The organism is Cyanobium sp. ATX 6A2 (genome assembly GCF_024346355.1).
GTDB lineage: Bacteria > Cyanobacteriota > Cyanobacteriia > PCC-6307 > Cyanobiaceae > NIES-981.
The window spans coordinates 362,428-377,666 of record NZ_JAGQCU010000001.1 but is presented as its reverse complement, the minus strand read 5'-3'; the positions used below and the strand labels follow the sequence as shown (position 1 = coordinate 377,666).

Sequence of the window (15,239 nt, the reverse complement as noted above, 5' to 3'; positions counted from 1 at the left end):
CGGCCCTCGTGGCCTGCTGCCATGCCCGCTTCCCCCTACCGCGCCACGCCGGCTCGGATCGGCAACTCCTCCGGGCTGCGACTGGCGGCCGCCTTCTATCGCGATCACCCCCAGTTCGCCGGGGCCTCAGGCCAGGTGGAAGTGCTCAGCGACACAACCCTGCTGCTGCGGCTGGAACCCGCCCAGGAGCAGCAGGGTGGGGAGGAGGAGAGCCTGATGCTGGGGCTGTTTCTCGACTTTCTCAGCCGTGAAGCGCTCGCCGCCGAATCTGGCCCGGTGTTCTACAGCGAAGCCATGGCAGCCGAAGACGAGCAACTGCTCGCCAGCGTGAACGTTGAGGCTGAATGAGCCCGCACTTGGTGCGCCACGGCTGGGAGATCGCCTTCCAGCCCCAGCTGTTCGCGCGCCAGTACGCCGAGCTGAAGGCTGAGGTGACGCGTCTCAAGTATCTGGCAGCGGTGATGGAGGGGATCAAGGAGCACATCGCCGCCGGTCCTTACGCCAGCCGCTTTGCCCTGCGTGGCCCGCTGCGGCGTTACGGACGCCTGAAGGGTCTTGGCCTCCCCGAGCGCTACCGCCTGTTTTTCCGGCCGTTCGAGGCCGAGGGCCGGCGTGTGCTGCTCATTCTCTGGCTCGGCTTCCCCCGCAAGGAGGGTGACCGCAGCGACTGCTATGCCGCCTTCTCGCGCATGGTGAGTCGCGGCGACTTCCCCGACACCTGGCAGAGCCTGCAGGCTGAGCTCGACCGGCGCTGAGCGTTGACCGGCGGTTCTCTCGAGCACCACCTTGGTGTTCGCCACGATCAAGGCCTGCTATCACGCTATCAAGGGTCTGATCCGCGCATCGTGCGTGCGGATCCGCAGTCACCTGGGCCGCGCCTGTCCAGCTTGCGCAGCTGCCGGTCAGCCGCGCTGGTGTTTCGAAGCCGTTGTGGTGGCCATCGAAACCGGGGGCTTGCTCGATGTGCTGGCACACCCCAATCCAGGTCGCTACCCCGACCAGCGCATCCTCGTCGTCGAGGTGAATGGCTCTGTCTATCTGATTCCCTACGTCGAAGCCGACGACCATCTGTTTCTCAAGACGATCATTCCCAGCCGAAAAGCCACCCGCGCTTACCTCCACCGGGACACGCCATGACGCTCCCCAACGACCTTCCTCGAAGCAACCATCCCCTCGACGCTGAGGAGCGTGAGCTCCTCGATGCCATGGAGTTTGGCGAGCTGCGTTCAGTGGCCACTCCAGAGCTGCTGGATCAGATCAGGCAGGCGGCCCATGCCACGGGCCAGAAGGACCAACGGATCAACATTCGGCTCTCCGGCGCTGATCTGGCATCTCTGCGCGTCAGAGCGCTCCAGCTGGGCATGCCGTATCAGACCCTGATCAGCAGCGTGTTGCACCGCTATGCCATCGGCGAGCTCAAAGATGGGCAATGGGCCTGATCCGGCGGAGGCCCGCCGCCTGCGGGAGGTGGCGGAGGCGTGGGGGCTGAACTGAGCGCTTGTGTTCACCCTGATCAAGGCCTGCTATCACGCTATCAAGGGTCTGATGCGGGCATCGTGCGTGCTGATCCGCAATCACCTGGCCCGCGCCTATCCAGCTTGCGCAGCTGCCGTTCGGCTGGGCTGGAGATCTCAATCGTCCAGGTAAGGCAAGCCGCCTTACACTGCACAGATGGCCACCGTGACGCTCACCTCCAAAGGCCAGCTGACGATCCCTCGGCAGCTGCGCGACGCCCTCGGCCTGGCCCCCGGGGCCAGGTTGCAGGCCTCGATCGATCGCCATGGCCGCCTGGTGCTGGTGCCCTCGAAGTACGAACCGGAGGACCTCTTCCGCCACCGGCCTCGGGTGGAGCGGGTGATGAGCGTTGAAGACATGGACCGTGCAATCGCCGCTGCCGCCGGTCGTGACGACCCTTGACACCAACGTGGTGGTGCGGCTGCTGATCGGCGACGATCCGCTGCAGACACCAGTCGCAGAGAAGGCCTTCCTCGATGCGATCGCCAGCGGCGTCTACCTCCCCGATGTGGTGCTTGCCGAGGTGGCCTGGGTGCTGCGGGGCTACGACCTGGATCGCGCCACCCGCCATGGGCTGCTGGAGCGTCTGGTGCGCACCCGTGGTGTGGTGGTCGATGACATCGACGCGGTGATCGATTCCCTGGATCAGTTCCGTCAGGGTGGCGACCTGGCCGACCAGCTGATCCTGGCCCGCGCCACCAGCGCCGCTGCCTTGCCGGTGCTCACGTTTGACCGGCGGTTCTCCGGGGCCAAGGGCGTGGCGCTGTTGCAGGCAGGCTGATCGGGCTCAGGGTGCGGGCTGGGGCAACGGCAGCGTCAGATCAGGGAAGGCAACTCAAACGCCACAGACCTCCCAGTGGCCCTGACAGTGACTTCCCCCGCGTGCGTGGATCGGCCGAGTCAGCCACCACTTGCTGCAGGTATGCGGCCAGTCGCTTCGCGGTGGTCTTGTCCAGCTTGTGCAGCTGCCGTTCGGCTGCGCTGGAGATCTCAATCGTCCAGGCCAAGGTCCGCGATCACGGCGTCAAGGCTGCGGGTGCTCGATTCGCCGCGGCGCACGCGCTCGGCCTCGATGGCACCGAAGTACCTGTCTTCCAGTTCATCCATTCCGTGGTACGGAGAACTGTCCGCCTGAGCCGCCACGGCGAGGGGGTTGCATCGGCAGGTTGCATGCCAGCTCACGCCATGAGGATCCCAATGAATGCAAGGTCTGCCATCAGGCTGCGACCTGGGGCAACGGCTGCGCCAGATCAGGGAAGGCCGCAAGGATCGCGCGATCTTCGGTGACCAGGTGCACCCCCAACTGCTGGGCGGCTGCCACGAACTCACAGTCGTAAGCGCTGCAGGGGCTGTGGCTCACCAGCTGCAGCACATGCTCCGAGTTGACGGGTGCGTCATGGGCAGCGAGAAGCATCTCCGCCTGTTGCATCAGCGCGACAGCTTCAGGCAGCTGCAGATGGTCGCGCCGGAGGTAAGCGGCAAGCACGTTGCGCCACTCGCTGCGCCAGAGCGGCGGTGCCGCCCACTGGGGGTGGTGCAGCAAGAGCGCCTCTGCCTGTGGCGTCCTGGGGCCGGGCAGCAGCAGATAGGCCACCACGTTGGTGTCCACCACGATCAAGGCCGGCCCTCGCGCTTGAGGGCATCGATCTCCGCCGGATCAAAGCTGTGGGTGCCGAGGCTCTCGCGGAGGGCCCTGATCTCCGTGAGTTGCTGTTCGACGGGCAGGGGGGCAGCGCCGAGGCCTGCCTCAAGGCACACGATGGCCTCGTTGTTGAGGCTGCGCCGGTGTCGCCTGGCAGCAGCGGCCAGCCGGGCATGGAGGGCATCGGGCAGGTTTTTGAGGGTGAGGGTTCTGGCCATGACAGCCTGCGCTCCAGCACTGGCGCCACCAGTATGGATCCATTCTGGTTGCGCCTGGCGCCTCAACCCCCCATCACCCCCAGGCTCTGCAGCCAGCCCAGGCCCTGCTGCTCGAGCTGGGTGGCCTGCTGCTGGAGGGCCTTGAGCTGGGCCGACTCCTGGGTGAGGGGTTCGCCCTTCTTGCCGGGGATCACGGCGCCGGCGCCGAGGAGGCTGCCGCGCACCAGGGTGGTGAGCAGCTCGCCGGAGAGGCCGGCGGCCAGGCCCTGGGCGAGCAGCTGTTCGCTGAGGCTGATCCACACGCCGTTGCCGATGCGCGGCGCGCCCAGCCAGGTGTAAGGGGCGCGGGCTTCGCGCAGCTCGCCGATGCGCTGGTTGGCGGCCTGCACGCCGGCCACTGCCGCCTCGCCGGCCTCGCCGCGGTCGAGGCCCACGCGGTTCCAGGTGAGCAGGAACGCCGCCAGCTGGGCCAGTTCCTGGGGCTCGATGGCGGCGGCCTCCGCCCAGGCGGCCAGCTCCAGGGGCCCATCGGCATCGGCGAGGGCCTGGTCGGCGCGGCGGTACACGGCGGTGTCGCCGCGCACGGTGCCGTAGCTGGTGCTGAATTCGTAGCTCTTCAGGGGTTGCGGCAACTGCAGACGGAAGCGCAGGGCGCTGAGCCGCTCCAGCTGTTCGGCGGGCGTGAGCCGCTGGACGCCACGGCAGAACACATCGCGCCGGAACGACTGGTTCACGGCGATGTCGATCAGGGTGGCGCGCACGGTGGGGTTGGGTTCGCGCTCCAGCAGCTGGCGCAGCTCGACCGGCAGCAGGCCGGGGAACAGCTCGGTGAGGGTGGCGCTGGTGAGCGGGCTGAGCTTGTGGGCGGCGCAGCGCTCGTGCATCTCGGCCACGTAGAGCGGCTGCCAGCCGTCGTTGGCGTATTCCTGGCTCACGTAGCGCGGGTCTTCCCGCTCGTGCTGGGCCAGCAGGCCGGCCATGCCGGGGAACGAGCGCCCGAAGGGCGTGTTCGGCGCCTTGGCGTCACCGAGCAGGGCGCGCTGGGTGGCGATCGCCCAGCGGATCGGCGCCTGGGGATCGGCCGGATCGGAGCGCTGGCGCTGCAGGTGGATCAGCTGATGCAGGGCGCTGCGGCTGAGCCAGCCGGGATGGGTGTTGTAGGAGCAGTAGAAGAGCCCATCGGGCCCCAGCGACGCCGACGCCACCGCCAGCAGCGCCTGCTGCACCGGCTCCACCACCCAGGTGGCCACGCCGTGGCTCACCACATAGGCGAAGGGGTTTGGGCCCAGGAGTGTGCGGCGGGCGGCGGGATCGGCCTGCAGGGTGAGCAGGTCGGCCTCATGGAGCTGGAGATTGCTGAGGCCGAGCCGCTGGGCGAGGCCGCGGCCGTGGGCGATGTGCTGGGGATGGAAATCGATCCCCACGAACTGCCCTTCCGGATAGAGCGCCGCCAGCAGGGCGATGTGAAAGCCCATGCCGCAGCCCAGATCCAGATAGCGGAACGGCGCCCCCTCGCCGGCCCGGGGCGGCGCCGCCCCCTGCAGCAGGGCCGCGAAATCCAGCCAGCTGGGCGCCGTTTCGCGGAAGAACCCGGCGGTGTACACGTCCTGCGTGAAGTAGCCGTGGTTCCAGGTGGGGCTAGCCATCACAGCTGAACGCAGCTTTCACCACGGGCATGGGAGCAGCGGGCGGCTGGGGTGGCGGGTTGGTGGTTTCCTGCATGAACACCAGCTCCAGATCCAGCGGTGTCTCGGGGGCGGATCTGCTGCCGACGAGCTCTGATCGGTGCTGGCGGCAAAGGTAGGCCAGGTAGGCCTCAGCGGCGCGCTGGTTGTCTGGATCGAACAGGTTGCTGAAGAACTTGCGTTGGCGCTGGTTGCGGTACACCTCCTGCTGCTGGAAGGGGTTGTCTTGGCGCGTCCAGGGCGCAAGGGTTGGCGCCAGCCGCCGTTGCTGGGGAGCATCGGAGGGCGTGATGCGCACTTCAAACCAGCCGTCCTGGCGGAGGGGCATGGGGGCGAACACCTGCCAGCGCTGCCGGAAGCCCGCCGCCCGAAACAGATCGCCAGCGGGCTCGCTGATGCGAGTCAGCGCTGAGCCCGTTCCGGCCCAGAGCACCTGGAGGGTGGAGGCCACCATCAGCAGCAGCAACGCAATGGTCGGCCACGGTGATGGGGATTCGCTGGCTGGCGGCCGGGAGCCCCGCAGCCACACCAGGGTGGCCCAGGCCCGGCCGCGGTGATCGGCAACAACGCGGTAGGTGCACCTGCCGAGGGGCGCGATGGCAGCCAGTAGCGGCCTGAAGGGCCGCGCCCAGGGCGAGAGGGTGCAGAGCGCGATGAAGGCTATGAACTCGGTGTGCAACACCCCCTGGCGATCGCAAACCACCCAGGATTTACTGGCTGTCATCAGCGCCTGGATCTCTGGATCCTGCTGGGCTGGACAGATCGGCACGGCGGGGATCACCAGAAAGGCCCGCACGATCTCGGCGGCGGCGCGGCAGAAGCGGCACTCCTGATCGAAAAAGATCGTGGTTTGCTGGGCCTGTGGGGATCGGGCTGGTTTGGTGGAGGGCCAGATGCAGGGCGGCAGCAGGGCCAGCAGGGAGGCGATGCTGATCCAGGGAAACAGTCCGAGCTTGAGGAACGGCAGAAAGCCGATATGCATGGTGAGTAGCAGGCCGGTGCCCAGCAGCCGCGGAGCCTGGGAACGCACCGGCAGCAGGATCAGCACGGGCGTGATCCACTGGATCAGAAAGGCCGAGCGGGTGAACAACTGCAGCAGCGCCGGCGCCTGCAGTAGAGCGACGGCCAGGGGATGGGCGAACCAGTCGATGTTGAAGGCGTACCACACCGCATCGCCAGTGATCAGCCAGCCGTTGATGTCTTTGTGGCTGCCCGCCACCCAGTAGATCAGGGCGATCTGGATCAGATAGCCCGTTTCGGCGACGTTGATCCTGCTGGCAGCTTGATTTTTAGGCAGCGGTTCAGGACTTGAGCCCGCCCAGAGCAGGGAATCAAGCGAGAAGCGGCTGGCCACTGGCAGCAGACAGGCCCAGAGCAACACGATGCCGAGCTGCTGATCGCCGGTGTTGTTCAGCAGCGGATTGCTGTGATGCAGGGAGATGGTGGCGAGGAAGAGCAGCACCAGTGCGGGCCTGGTGCGCCAGCCCAGGGCCACCACCAACCCCAGCAGCCCGTAGGCGATCAGCAACAGGATCTGGAAGCCCACGCTGTCGTTGATGAAGTGCAGCGACCATGCCCAGCCTGGATGGAGCCCCGGGCTGCTGCGCGGCAACACCCCGGCAGCGGATGGCAACAACTCCAGAGCTGTGAGACGCACCCCGGCATTCACCGTGGCGATCAGGCCGATGGCGATGCGCATGAGTGCCAGGGAGCGTGGGTCAAGCTGCAGCCGCTCCAGCCAGGGAAGCTGGCGATGTTGCCGTGGGCTGAGATCGGACATCGCCAGTGACGCGGGGACGAGAACTTGTGATCGATTGGGAGGCCAAAAAAAAGCAGCCCGAAGGCTGCTTGGAGTACGTATGCGCGCGATGTTTAACTTCCGGCGGGAATGCTACTCAGTCGCCACCGCCGTCGCCACCGCCGTCGCCACCGCCGTCGCCACCGCCGTCGCCACCGCCGCCACCTTCATCAATTGCTCCAGGAGTTACAGATCCATTGAGATTGACTGTTGCCGTCGATGTACGGAGAAATTGGCCAGTGCCTACGGTGACTTGGTGGGGGGAAGGCAAAGCGCAATTAGGAGCATTCACGACTACATCGTCAGACACGGATATATCTGCAATGGCGTCGGCAAACTGGTCTTCATCCCCCGTTACAAGCAGCGCGGCGCAATTCTTGGCAATTGCTGTCGCGGTATTTTGAGCTTGTGCAGCATTCGCCCGCCCAATCTGATTCACGTAGGCCTGATAACCCACAGCGCCCAAAACGCCGAGGATCACGATCACAACCAGTAGTTCGATCAGGGTGAAACCCTTGCTGGTAGCGCTCTGGAGACCGCTGGGCTTGTTGAGCAGCTGCAGCAACAGCTGCTTGCGGCTCGATGCATGAAGTCTGGTCATTGCCTGTGTGGTGCAACTGGATGCTTTCTAATCCTGCGGGGATGGGTTGAACCTGCAGGTGTTGCAAGGGCTCGCTGAAAAGTTGCTGAGATGCTCTCCCCCCAGCCCTGCAGCCATAGCCTGCGCACATGAGCCCCCCCCGCTCCCTGCGCGAGCGCCTGCAGAGCACCACCTTCCTGGCGGTGCTGGCTGGCTATGGCGTGCTGCTGCTGCTCAACCAGGGCCTACAGGTGCTGCAGCGCCGCGCCGCCCACGATGAACTGGTGGCGGCGGTGCGCCAGGAGCTCGATTCCGGCCGTCTGGAGCTGCCCGTGGGCGGAGCGCTGCGCCTGCCCGGTGGCAATGAGGTGCGGCGGGTTTCCCCCTCCAGCCCGCTGCGTCCCCGCATCGAGCGGATCGGCGAGCAGCGCTGGCTGGTGTGTGCCCAGAGCGGGCTGGAGGTGCGCCAGAACATCACCGCCACCCTGGCGGCCGAGCGCCGTGGCCAGTGGCTGCTGCTGGCGGTGGCGGGCTTCTCCAGCCTGGTGACCAGCACCCTGCTGCGGCCGGTGCTGCGCGCTGGTCTGCTGGAGCCCCTGGAGGTGCTCAGCCGGGCCCTTGCCGCCGCCGACCCCGATGCCGCCCAGGCCGAGCGGGTGGTGGTGGCCGAGCAGCCGGCGGAGCTGCGCCCGATCGCGAATGCCTTCAATGCCCAGCAGCTGCGCCTGGTGGAGAGCCGCGAGCAGCAGCGCACCTTCATCGACGGCGTGGCCCACGAGCTGCGCACCCCCCTCACCCTGATCAGCGGCAACGCCCAGCGGCTGGAGCGGCTGCTGGCGAGTACGGCGCCAGACGCTCCGGCCGCCCCGCTGCTTCAGGCCGGTCGGGCCATCACCAGCGAGGCCAACCGCATGACCCGGCTGGTGCGCGACCTGCTCGATCTGGCCCGCTGCGACGGCGACCGTCTGGAGCTGCAACTCGCGCCTCTCGATGCCGGCGATGCGCTGCTGGCGGCCTACGAGCGCCTGGAATCCCTGGCCGCCGGCCGGCTGCGGCTGCTGGCCCCGGAACCTGAGGCCGAGCTGCGGGTGCGGGCCGACTCCGACCGCCTCGGCCAGTGCCTCACCAACCTGGTGGAGAACGCCCTCAAATACGCCCCGCCGTCCACGCCGGTGGAGCTGGCGGTGGAGCGCCAGGGCGAGGTGGTGGTGCTGCACGTGCGCGACCGGGGCCCCGGCGTGGCGCTGGAGGAGCGGGAGGGAATCTTCGCGCTGTTCCTCCGCGGTTCGGCTGCTCCGCTGGCTGCCGTGAGTGGCAGCGGCATCGGCCTGGCGATGGTGCGGCTGCTGATGGAGCGCATGGGCGGATCGGCCCAGGTGGCCGACGCCCCCGGCGGCGGGGCCGACTTTCAGCTGTTGTTGCCGGCCTGCTCCGGTGCCGAGCCCGAGTCTTTGAGCATGAAGCCCACGCCGCGCACGGTGTGAATCAGCTTGGCCTCGCCGGGCTGCTCGAGCTTGCGGCGCAGGTAGCGGATGTACACATCCAGCAGGTTGTCGTCGCCCACGAACGGCTCGCCCCACACCGCATGCAGCAGGCTGAGCCGTTCCTGCACCCGGTTGGGCTGGCGCAGCAGCTGCAGCAGCAAGGCGTATTCGCGCACGGTGAGCTGGATCTCACGCCCGCCCCTGCGCACCTCCCGCGCGGCGGTGTTCACCGTGAGGTCGGCGAACTGCAGCAGCTCGCTGGCCTCTTCGCCAGCCGCGCCGTTGCGCCGCAGCCGCGCCCGCACCCGCGCCAGCAGCTCCTCGATCGAGAACGGCTTGGTGAGGTAGTCGTCGGCGCCGGCATCGAGGGCCTTCACCCGCTCGCTCACCGCGTCGCGGGCCGTGAGCATCAGCACCGGCGTGGTGATGCCACCCGCCCGCATGCGCCGGCACACCTCCAGGCCGCTGAAGTCCGGCAGCGTCCAGTCGAGCAGCACCAGCTCCAGGTCGCCAGCGCGGATGCGGGTGAGCGCCTCCTGGCCCGTGCGGGCCGTTTCCACGCCATAGCCCTCGGCCGCCAGCTCGCCCTGTAGAAACCGGCGCAGCTCCGGGTCGTCGTCGACGATCAGCAGCGTGGGCGGGGTGAGCATCTCTGCATTCTCACTGAGTTCGGTGTTCCCACCTGTTGGCGGCATTCCCGTTGGCCGTGGCCAGGGCAGTGTGGGGGTGACGGTGGCCACCTTTCATGCTCAACCAGGCCTTGCAGGCCTTCGGCCAGGGGGATCTGGCCGGGGCGGAAGCGCTGCTGATCCGGCTCTGGCAGCAGCAGCCCGCCTCGGCGGTGGCGGCCCTGCAGGGCCAGGTGCTGCGGGCCGCTGGCCGCTGGGCCGACGCCATCGCCTGGTTTGAGCGGGCCCTGGAGGCCGACCCCTCAGATGCAAGGCCTCTGATTGCCATGGGCCAGATCCAGCGCCAGCGAGGGGACCAGCAGGCCGCACAGGGGTGTTTTGAGCAGGTGGTGCTGCAGGCCGGCCTGGCCCTGGCCTTTGCCCCCGATCAGCCCCTGCGGCTGCTGGAGCTGGGCCTGGCTTACGCCGAACTGGAGCAACCTGCCGACGCCATCGCCGCGCTGGAGGCCGCGCTCACCGCCGATCCGCAGCTGGTGGAGGCCCACCGCAGCCTCGCCACCCTGCTGCACCAGCAGGGCCGGCTCGGCGAGGCTGCGGAGCACCAGGCGGCGCTGGCGCGGCTGGAGCCGCACGCCCTCGGCCCTCGCATCGAGGCGGCCCTTGCGCTTCATCGGGGCGGGGATGCGGAGGGTGGCCTACGCCAGCTCGAGGCGCTGCTTGGAGAAGCACCTCAGGATTCGCACCTGCGCGAAGCCTTTCTGTTTGCCGCCTCCACCGCCGGGGCAGCCTGGCTGGAGCGGCGGCGAGCGGTGGGCCTGGCGCACTGGCAGAGCCTGGGCTATGGCATCGACGCGGCGGTCTCGGCCGGTTTGCCGGCCACGCCCCGCAGCCCCCTGCGGGTGGGCCTCCTCACCGCCGAGCTGGGGAATCACCCGGTGGCGCATTTCCTGGAGTCGTTGCTGCGTCACCACAACCGCACCCGCCTCCAGCTGGAGCTGATCGAAACCCAGCCGCGCTGGGAGGAGCGCAACCGCAGCCTGCGGGCCCTCGCCCACCACGCCCTGCTGCTGCCCCAGGCCGACCTGGCTGCGCGCCGCGCCCTGATCCGCGAGCGCGGCTACCAGGTGATCGTGGAAACCTCGGGCTTCACCACCGCCAGCGGCCTGCCGCTGCTGGCCGAGCGCCTGGCGCCGGTGCAGTGCCACTGGGTGGGCTTCCACGCCAGCACCCACCTGCCCACGCTCGACTGGTTCATCGCCGATGCGGCCCTGCTGCCGCCGGAGCTGGAGCCCCAGTTCAGTGAGCGCATCTGGCGGCTGCCGCGCCCCTGGGCGGCCTACACCCCGCCCCACGACCTCCCGCAAGCCGCGTCAGTGCCGGCCGCTGAGCCGCTGGTGTTCGGCTCCTGCAACCAGGTGGCCAAGCTCGGGCCCGAAACGCTGGCCTACTGGGCCGCGGCGCTACGGGCGGTGCCCCAGGCCCAGCTGCTGGTGAAGCACCGCCACACTGCCGATCCCCAGGTGCGCGCGCGCATCACCGGCGCTCTGGAAGCCGCCGGCGTGGATCCCGCGCGGGTGCGCTTCGAGGGCTGGGCCGCCCACTGGGCCGACCACATGGCCGCCTACAACCGCATCGATCTGGCCCTCGACGCCACCCCCTGGAGCAGCGCCACCACCGCCTTCGAGGCGCTGGCCATGGGCACGCCCCTGGTGGCGATCCGCGGCAACACCTTCGCCGGCCGCATGAGCACCGCCGTGCTGGCGGGCTTCGGCGAGCCCGGCTGGATCGCCCACACCCCCGAAGCCTTTGCGGCGATCGCCCGCGAACTCACGGCCGATCTTCCGGCCCTGCGCGCCGGGCGGGCCGAGCGCCAGCGGCGGGCCCTGGCGGGGCCGCTGTTTGATGGTGCCGATCTGGCCCGGGCGCTGGGGGAGGCGCTGGAGGGGATGGCCGGCGAGGCCAGCGGCTCCTTCAGCTGAGCGCCTACCTACCACCCGCATGGCTGCGCTGGCGCCATCGCCTCATCACCTTCGTGCCTTCGAGGGGCTGATGGCGATCCACCAGGTGCACCTAGAGCACGAAGCCCACGCCGCGCACCGTCTGGATCAGCCCCGCGTCGATCCGTTCAGCAGCATGGTTGGCTCGCCTTGCGCTTCCAGCAGAGCGGCAGCCTGGCGATCGAAGGTCGCCAGCCTTTCCCCGCCGAGCCAACGCCCCCCATGGGCGATCACCCCATCGGCAAAGTCACCCCCGGCGGCCAGGATCGCCAGGCCCACCTCCACGCAGGGGCGATCGAGCCTCACCGGAGGAGAGCACATCAGGGCCTCGATGGCGGCGATGCAGTGCTGTGCCGTGAATCCATACACCCGCCGCAGCACCCACACGAATTCGCAGAGCACCGGCACCGGCACGGCGATCAATTCGGCCTGTCGCAGCAGATCCACGGCCAGCCGAGCCTGGTGTCGGTCGTCCTGAACGACTGCCCGCACCAGCAGATTTGTGTCGGCCGTGATCTTCATGGGGCCTGAACTGTTCCAGCACAGCCACCCGCCCAGCCCTCGGCGGCGGCCGCATCGAGTTCCTCCAGCGTGGCTGTGCGGTCGGTTTGGCCGGCCAGAAGCCCGATGAAGGCTTCGATCGTGCCCGGGGGGCGTTCCGCCTGGATCTGGATGCGGCCGCCCGGAAGCACCTCCACGTCCACCCTCTGACCAGGGCTCACGCCCAGGTGCCCGAGCAGCTCCTTGCGCAGGGTGACCTGCCCCTTGCTGGTCACGGTGAGGGTTGGCACGGCAGATCGCTTGCGACCCTTCGATGGTAAGGCAATTTGTCCTTACTGGCAGCTCGAGCTTGCGCCGCAAGCGGCGGATGGACGCATCCAGCAGCTCCTCGATCGAGTGCGCCCGGGCTGGTCATGCCAGAGGAGGCAGTCGCCTGATGACCCTGCCGGACTTTCTGATCGGCGCCCATGCCCTGATCGAACGCTGCCCGTTGCTCACCCGCGACGCCCGGCGCTACCGCCTGGCATCGAGGTCAGCAGGTTCGCAGCATGGCCATCCTCCCTCTGTTTCCGGGGTTCTTGCCTTACACTGGTAAGTCAGCTTTGGTTTCTGCCGATGGATGCCTTGCTCACCTTGTCCTCCAAGGGCCAGCTGGTGATCCCGGCTCGCCTGCGTAGGCTGCTCGGTCTGCAGGCTGGCGATCGCCTCGCCCTGAGCATCGAGGCTGATGGGCTCCGCCTCACCCCCCAGGTGATGGGCAAAACCTCCTCGGCCCGTGAGCTGATCGGCTGCTCAGGCTATGCAGGGCCTCCCGTGCCCCTTGAGCGGATGGATCCTGCTCTCTATGCGGAGGCTCCTCAGCTCAGATGAGCCTTCCCATCGCGCTCGACACCAATCTGTTGGTGAGGCTTCTCACCAATGACGAACCTCAGCAGGCCGCGAAAGTGGCGGATCTGATCGATGCCAGCGCCGGTTGCTTTGTGCCGATCACCGTGGTGCTGGAGTTGGAGTGGGTGTTGCGCGGCGCCTACAAACTGCCGCGCGACGTGGTGATTCGTGCCTTCGAGGGGCTGATGGCGATCCGCCAGGTGCACCTGGAGCAGGAGGAATTGGTGCGCCGCGTCCTGGAGTGGCACCGGCAGGGGGTGGACTTCGCCGATGCCCTCCACCTGGCCCGCAGCGAGGGTTGCGAGGCTCTGATCAGTTTCGACCGCTCCCTGGTCCGCCAGGCAGCCGAGCTCTCCCTCAGGCCCAACGTTCTCGAGCCTTGAAGGTCAGCTGAATCACGGTCTGCCCTGGCTAGCTTGGCCAAGTGCTCCACGGAGGCCCATGCAGGTGAACATGCTGGAAGCCAAAAGCCAGCTTTCCCGGCTGGTGAAGGCGGCTGTGGCCGGCGAGGAGGTGATCATCGCCAGCCACGGTGAGCCCCAGGTGCGGCTGGTCCCCTGCGCGGCGGCCCCCCCGGGGCTCAAGCACTTCGGGGCCCTGGCTGCCGCCCATTCAGAGCTCGAACCCGCTGCCATTGACGCGGCCTTCAGCCCAGCTGCCGAGGCCGAGGTGGGCCGGCTGATGGAAGCCTGATCGGCCCCTCATGCGTCTGTTGCTCGATACCCAGGTTCTGATCTGGTGGCTGCTGGGTGATCAGCGGCTGCGAGCTGATACCCGGGAACTGATGACATCGCACGTCTGCGTGCTGTCGGTGGCGAGTGTGTGGGAGGTGGCGATCAAGCATCGCCTGGGCAAGCTGCCGCTCGATCCGGTCACCTTCCGCGATGGCGGTCTCAGTGCCGGCGCCACGCTCTTGCCGATCAGCGATGCCCATGTGATTGAAACGGGCCGGCTGCCCGGCATCCACGACGACCCCTTCGACCGGCTGCTGATCGCCCAGGCGCGCCTTGAGGGCCTGATGGCCGTCTCCTCAGATGCCCACTGGCCGCGCTACAGCCTGGCCCTGCATCGCGCCTGAGTGGCCCGGGGCGCACAGCTGGCCACCCGCAACACACGCCACTTCAGCGAAACCAGCATCAGCCCGATCAATCCCTGCCCGCTATACGGAGACTGCCCAGCTCTGATGAGCCTTCCCGTCGCTCTCGACACCAATCTGCTGGTGAGGCGGATCTGATCGATGCCAGCGCCGGTTGCTTCGTGCCGTCGAGGGCCCACCATCCGCTTCACCAGCTCGGTGCCGTACTCGATCTGGGTCACGTCACTGCTGCCATGTCTTGTCTGACCCCTCAGCGAGGGCGAAGGCCATAAAATGTGTAGTCACCTCACCATGAGGTCACACATGGCCACGACTCTCGCTCTCGATCAGGCCCTGCTCGATCACGCCTTCCGTGTGAGCGGTGAGCCCACCAAGAAAGCCGCCGTCACCCGCGCCCTGCAGGAGTTCATCGCGCGCCGGGAACAGCGCCAGGTGGCGGAGCTCTTCGGCAAGCTCGAGTGGGATCCCAGCTACGACTACAAGGCCGAACGTGAGCGCCAGCGGTGAGTCTGCTGGTCGATACGTCGGTGTGGTCCCTGGCGTTTCGCCGTGATGGCCAGCTGGACGCGCCTGAGGTGGGCGCTCTCCGTGCTCGCTTTTCTTCAGCCCGATAAGCAGGATCACATCGCAGCCGCCGACATCCGCAATGCCTGCCGCCGCCGGGGTGTCCAGATCGGCACCATTGATGCCCTGCTCATTCAGCTTTGCCAGCGCTACGACCTGACGCTGCTCACAACGGATCAAGACTTCCATGCGGCTTCTCAGCACGTGGATGTCCGGTTATGGACGCTGCGGTGAGCAGCAGGTCGATGTCCGACTGTGGGCTTCTGGTGATGGATGCCTGGCTCACGCTCCCTCGATGCGGAGGCTCCTCAACTCTGATGGCGATCCGCCAGGCTGCCGATCTTGCCCTCGTTGAGCGCCTACGCACCCCCCGCAGCACTGCGCTGACGCTCAGCAGCAGGCTGCACGTTGGTTCTGCAGCTGCTGGTGTTGATCAGGGCGACGATCTCGTTGCTGTCTTCGTTGACGATCCGGTAGTTGCGGCCGTCGGAGCAGCAGCGTGTCTGCGCTTCCTGATACGCCCAGTACTCCAGGTTGGCCCTGCCCTGGGGGCGCCATCCGTCGGGATGCAGCGCTTCGATCACAAACATGGTTTCCAAAAACGGAACACGCGGCTCCAATCAAGCGACGCCCGCTGAGGGG

Annotated in this window: 24 protein-coding genes; 14 read left to right on the top strand and 10 right to left on the bottom strand. The window is 67.8% G+C overall.

From position 1 onward, the window contains the following. Positions 1–21: 21 nt before the first annotated feature. The 6 genes from KBY96_RS02020 (at position 22) to KBY96_RS01995 (ending at position 2,296) form a co-directional block, all read left to right on the top strand. The gene (locus KBY96_RS02020) at positions 22–348 is read left to right on the top strand and encodes a hypothetical protein (protein ID WP_254977512.1); all 327 of its coding nucleotides are present in this window, start codon (positions 22–24) and stop codon (positions 346–348) included. After that, complete coding sequence (locus KBY96_RS02015) at positions 345–755, top strand: type II toxin-antitoxin system YhaV family toxin (protein WP_254977511.1); 411 nt, start codon at positions 345–347, stop codon at positions 753–755. The genes KBY96_RS02020 and KBY96_RS02015 overlap by 4 nt, the downstream gene beginning before the upstream one ends. Positions 756–789: 34 nt before the next feature. After that, positions 790–1,137, top strand: coding sequence for a hypothetical protein (locus KBY96_RS02010; RefSeq protein ID WP_254977653.1), 348 nt, complete (start codon positions 790–792; stop codon positions 1,135–1,137). Then, positions 1,134–1,439, top strand: a complete 306-nt coding sequence (locus KBY96_RS02005; RefSeq protein WP_254977510.1) for a hypothetical protein — start codon at positions 1,134–1,136, stop codon at positions 1,437–1,439. Before KBY96_RS02010 ends, KBY96_RS02005 begins: the two co-directional genes overlap by 4 nt. A 232-nt stretch (positions 1,440–1,671) precedes the next feature. Then, positions 1,672–1,917 (top strand): AbrB/MazE/SpoVT family DNA-binding domain-containing protein, encoded by a 246-nt coding sequence (locus tag KBY96_RS02000; protein ID WP_254977509.1) that lies wholly within the window; start codon positions 1,672–1,674, stop codon positions 1,915–1,917. Further along, positions 1,904–2,296 (top strand): PIN domain-containing protein, encoded by a 393-nt coding sequence (locus KBY96_RS01995; RefSeq protein WP_254977508.1) that lies wholly within the window; start codon positions 1,904–1,906, stop codon positions 2,294–2,296. The genes KBY96_RS02000 and KBY96_RS01995 overlap by 14 nt, the downstream gene beginning before the upstream one ends. 209 nt (positions 2,297–2,505) lie before the next feature. Here the strand turns inward: KBY96_RS01995 and KBY96_RS01990 are convergent, their stop codons facing one another. From KBY96_RS01990 to KBY96_RS01965, 6 genes are all read right to left on the bottom strand, one after another. Then, on the bottom strand, positions 2,506–2,658 hold the full coding sequence (locus tag KBY96_RS01990) for a hypothetical protein (RefSeq protein WP_254977507.1): 153 nt from the start codon (positions 2,656–2,658) through the stop codon (positions 2,506–2,508). A gap of 73 nt (positions 2,659–2,731) precedes the next feature. Continuing rightward, complete coding sequence (locus KBY96_RS01985; RefSeq protein ID WP_254977652.1) at positions 2,732–3,127, bottom strand: type II toxin-antitoxin system VapC family toxin; 396 nt, start codon at positions 3,125–3,127, stop codon at positions 2,732–2,734. A gap of 2 nt (positions 3,128–3,129) precedes the next feature. Beyond that, positions 3,130–3,375: a FitA-like ribbon-helix-helix domain-containing protein gene (locus KBY96_RS01980; protein ID WP_254977506.1), complete on the bottom strand. Its 246-nt coding sequence runs from the start codon at positions 3,373–3,375 to the stop codon at positions 3,130–3,132. A gap of 62 nt (positions 3,376–3,437) precedes the next feature. Further along, a complete protein-coding gene (locus KBY96_RS01975) occupies positions 3,438–5,021 on the bottom strand; it encodes a class I SAM-dependent methyltransferase (protein WP_254977505.1) in 1,584 nt (527 codons plus the stop codon). After that, a complete protein-coding gene (locus KBY96_RS01970; protein ID WP_254977504.1) occupies positions 5,014–6,840 on the bottom strand; it encodes a DCC1-like thiol-disulfide oxidoreductase family protein in 1,827 nt (608 codons plus the stop codon). Before KBY96_RS01970 ends, KBY96_RS01975 begins: the two co-directional genes overlap by 8 nt. Before the next feature lie 115 nt (positions 6,841–6,955). Then, positions 6,956–7,459, bottom strand: a complete 504-nt coding sequence (locus KBY96_RS01965; protein WP_254977503.1) for a type IV pilin protein — start codon at positions 7,457–7,459, stop codon at positions 6,956–6,958. A 128-nt stretch (positions 7,460–7,587) separates the two neighbouring features. On the opposite strand from KBY96_RS01965, the gene KBY96_RS01960 reads away from it, so the two are divergent. Continuing rightward, the gene (locus tag KBY96_RS01960) at positions 7,588–8,922 is read left to right on the top strand and encodes a sensor histidine kinase KdpD (RefSeq protein ID WP_254977502.1); all 1,335 of its coding nucleotides are present in this window, start codon (positions 7,588–7,590) and stop codon (positions 8,920–8,922) included. Here KBY96_RS01960 and KBY96_RS01955 read toward each other — a convergent pair. Further along, the gene (locus KBY96_RS01955; protein WP_254977501.1) at positions 8,847–9,572 is read right to left on the bottom strand and encodes a response regulator transcription factor; all 726 of its coding nucleotides are present in this window, start codon (positions 9,570–9,572) and stop codon (positions 8,847–8,849) included. The genes KBY96_RS01960 and KBY96_RS01955 overlap by 76 nt on opposite strands. 95 nt (positions 9,573–9,667) lie before the next feature. Between KBY96_RS01955 and KBY96_RS01950 the strand changes: the two genes are divergently transcribed. Beyond that, positions 9,668–11,530, top strand: a complete 1,863-nt coding sequence (locus KBY96_RS01950; protein WP_254977500.1) for a tetratricopeptide repeat protein — start codon at positions 9,668–9,670, stop codon at positions 11,528–11,530. A gap of 126 nt (positions 11,531–11,656) precedes the next feature. On the opposite strand, the gene KBY96_RS01945 is transcribed toward KBY96_RS01950, so the two are convergent. Further along, positions 11,657–12,070 (bottom strand): type II toxin-antitoxin system VapC family toxin, encoded by a 414-nt coding sequence (locus KBY96_RS01945; RefSeq protein ID WP_254977499.1) that lies wholly within the window; start codon positions 12,068–12,070, stop codon positions 11,657–11,659. Beyond that, entirely contained in the window at positions 12,067–12,339 is a 273-nt protein-coding gene (locus tag KBY96_RS01940; RefSeq protein WP_254977498.1) for an AbrB/MazE/SpoVT family DNA-binding domain-containing protein, read from the bottom strand. Before KBY96_RS01940 ends, KBY96_RS01945 begins: the two co-directional genes overlap by 4 nt. 325 nt (positions 12,340–12,664) lie before the next feature. On the opposite strand from KBY96_RS01940, the gene KBY96_RS01935 reads away from it, so the two are divergent. From KBY96_RS01935 to KBY96_RS01910, 6 genes are all read left to right on the top strand, one after another. Continuing rightward, positions 12,665–12,919 (top strand): AbrB/MazE/SpoVT family DNA-binding domain-containing protein, encoded by a 255-nt coding sequence (locus tag KBY96_RS01935; protein WP_254977497.1) that lies wholly within the window; start codon positions 12,665–12,667, stop codon positions 12,917–12,919. Continuing rightward, the gene (locus tag KBY96_RS01930; protein WP_254977496.1) at positions 12,916–13,320 is read left to right on the top strand and encodes a type II toxin-antitoxin system VapC family toxin; all 405 of its coding nucleotides are present in this window, start codon (positions 12,916–12,918) and stop codon (positions 13,318–13,320) included. Before KBY96_RS01935 ends, KBY96_RS01930 begins: the two co-directional genes overlap by 4 nt. 58 nt (positions 13,321–13,378) lie before the next feature. Then, entirely contained in the window at positions 13,379–13,630 is a 252-nt protein-coding gene (locus tag KBY96_RS01925) for a type II toxin-antitoxin system Phd/YefM family antitoxin (protein ID WP_254977495.1), read from the top strand. Between the two features lie 10 nt (positions 13,631–13,640). After that, positions 13,641–14,015 carry a type II toxin-antitoxin system VapC family toxin gene (locus tag KBY96_RS01920; protein ID WP_254977494.1) on the top strand — a complete coding sequence of 125 codons (375 nt, stop codon included), beginning with the start codon at positions 13,641–13,643 and terminating at the stop codon, positions 14,013–14,015. Between the two features lie 321 nt (positions 14,016–14,336). After that, positions 14,337–14,540 (top strand): type II toxin-antitoxin system VapB family antitoxin, encoded by a 204-nt coding sequence (locus tag KBY96_RS01915; RefSeq protein WP_254977493.1) that lies wholly within the window; start codon positions 14,337–14,339, stop codon positions 14,538–14,540. 45 nt (positions 14,541–14,585) lie between these two features. Continuing rightward, positions 14,586–14,831, top strand: a complete 246-nt coding sequence (locus tag KBY96_RS01910) for a PIN domain-containing protein (RefSeq protein WP_254977492.1) — start codon at positions 14,586–14,588, stop codon at positions 14,829–14,831. A 125-nt stretch (positions 14,832–14,956) separates the two neighbouring features. Here KBY96_RS01910 and KBY96_RS01905 read toward each other — a convergent pair whose 3' ends face one another. Then, the gene (locus KBY96_RS01905; protein ID WP_254977491.1) at positions 14,957–15,187 is read right to left on the bottom strand and encodes a hypothetical protein; all 231 of its coding nucleotides are present in this window, start codon (positions 15,185–15,187) and stop codon (positions 14,957–14,959) included. Positions 15,188–15,239: the final 52 nt, after the last annotated feature.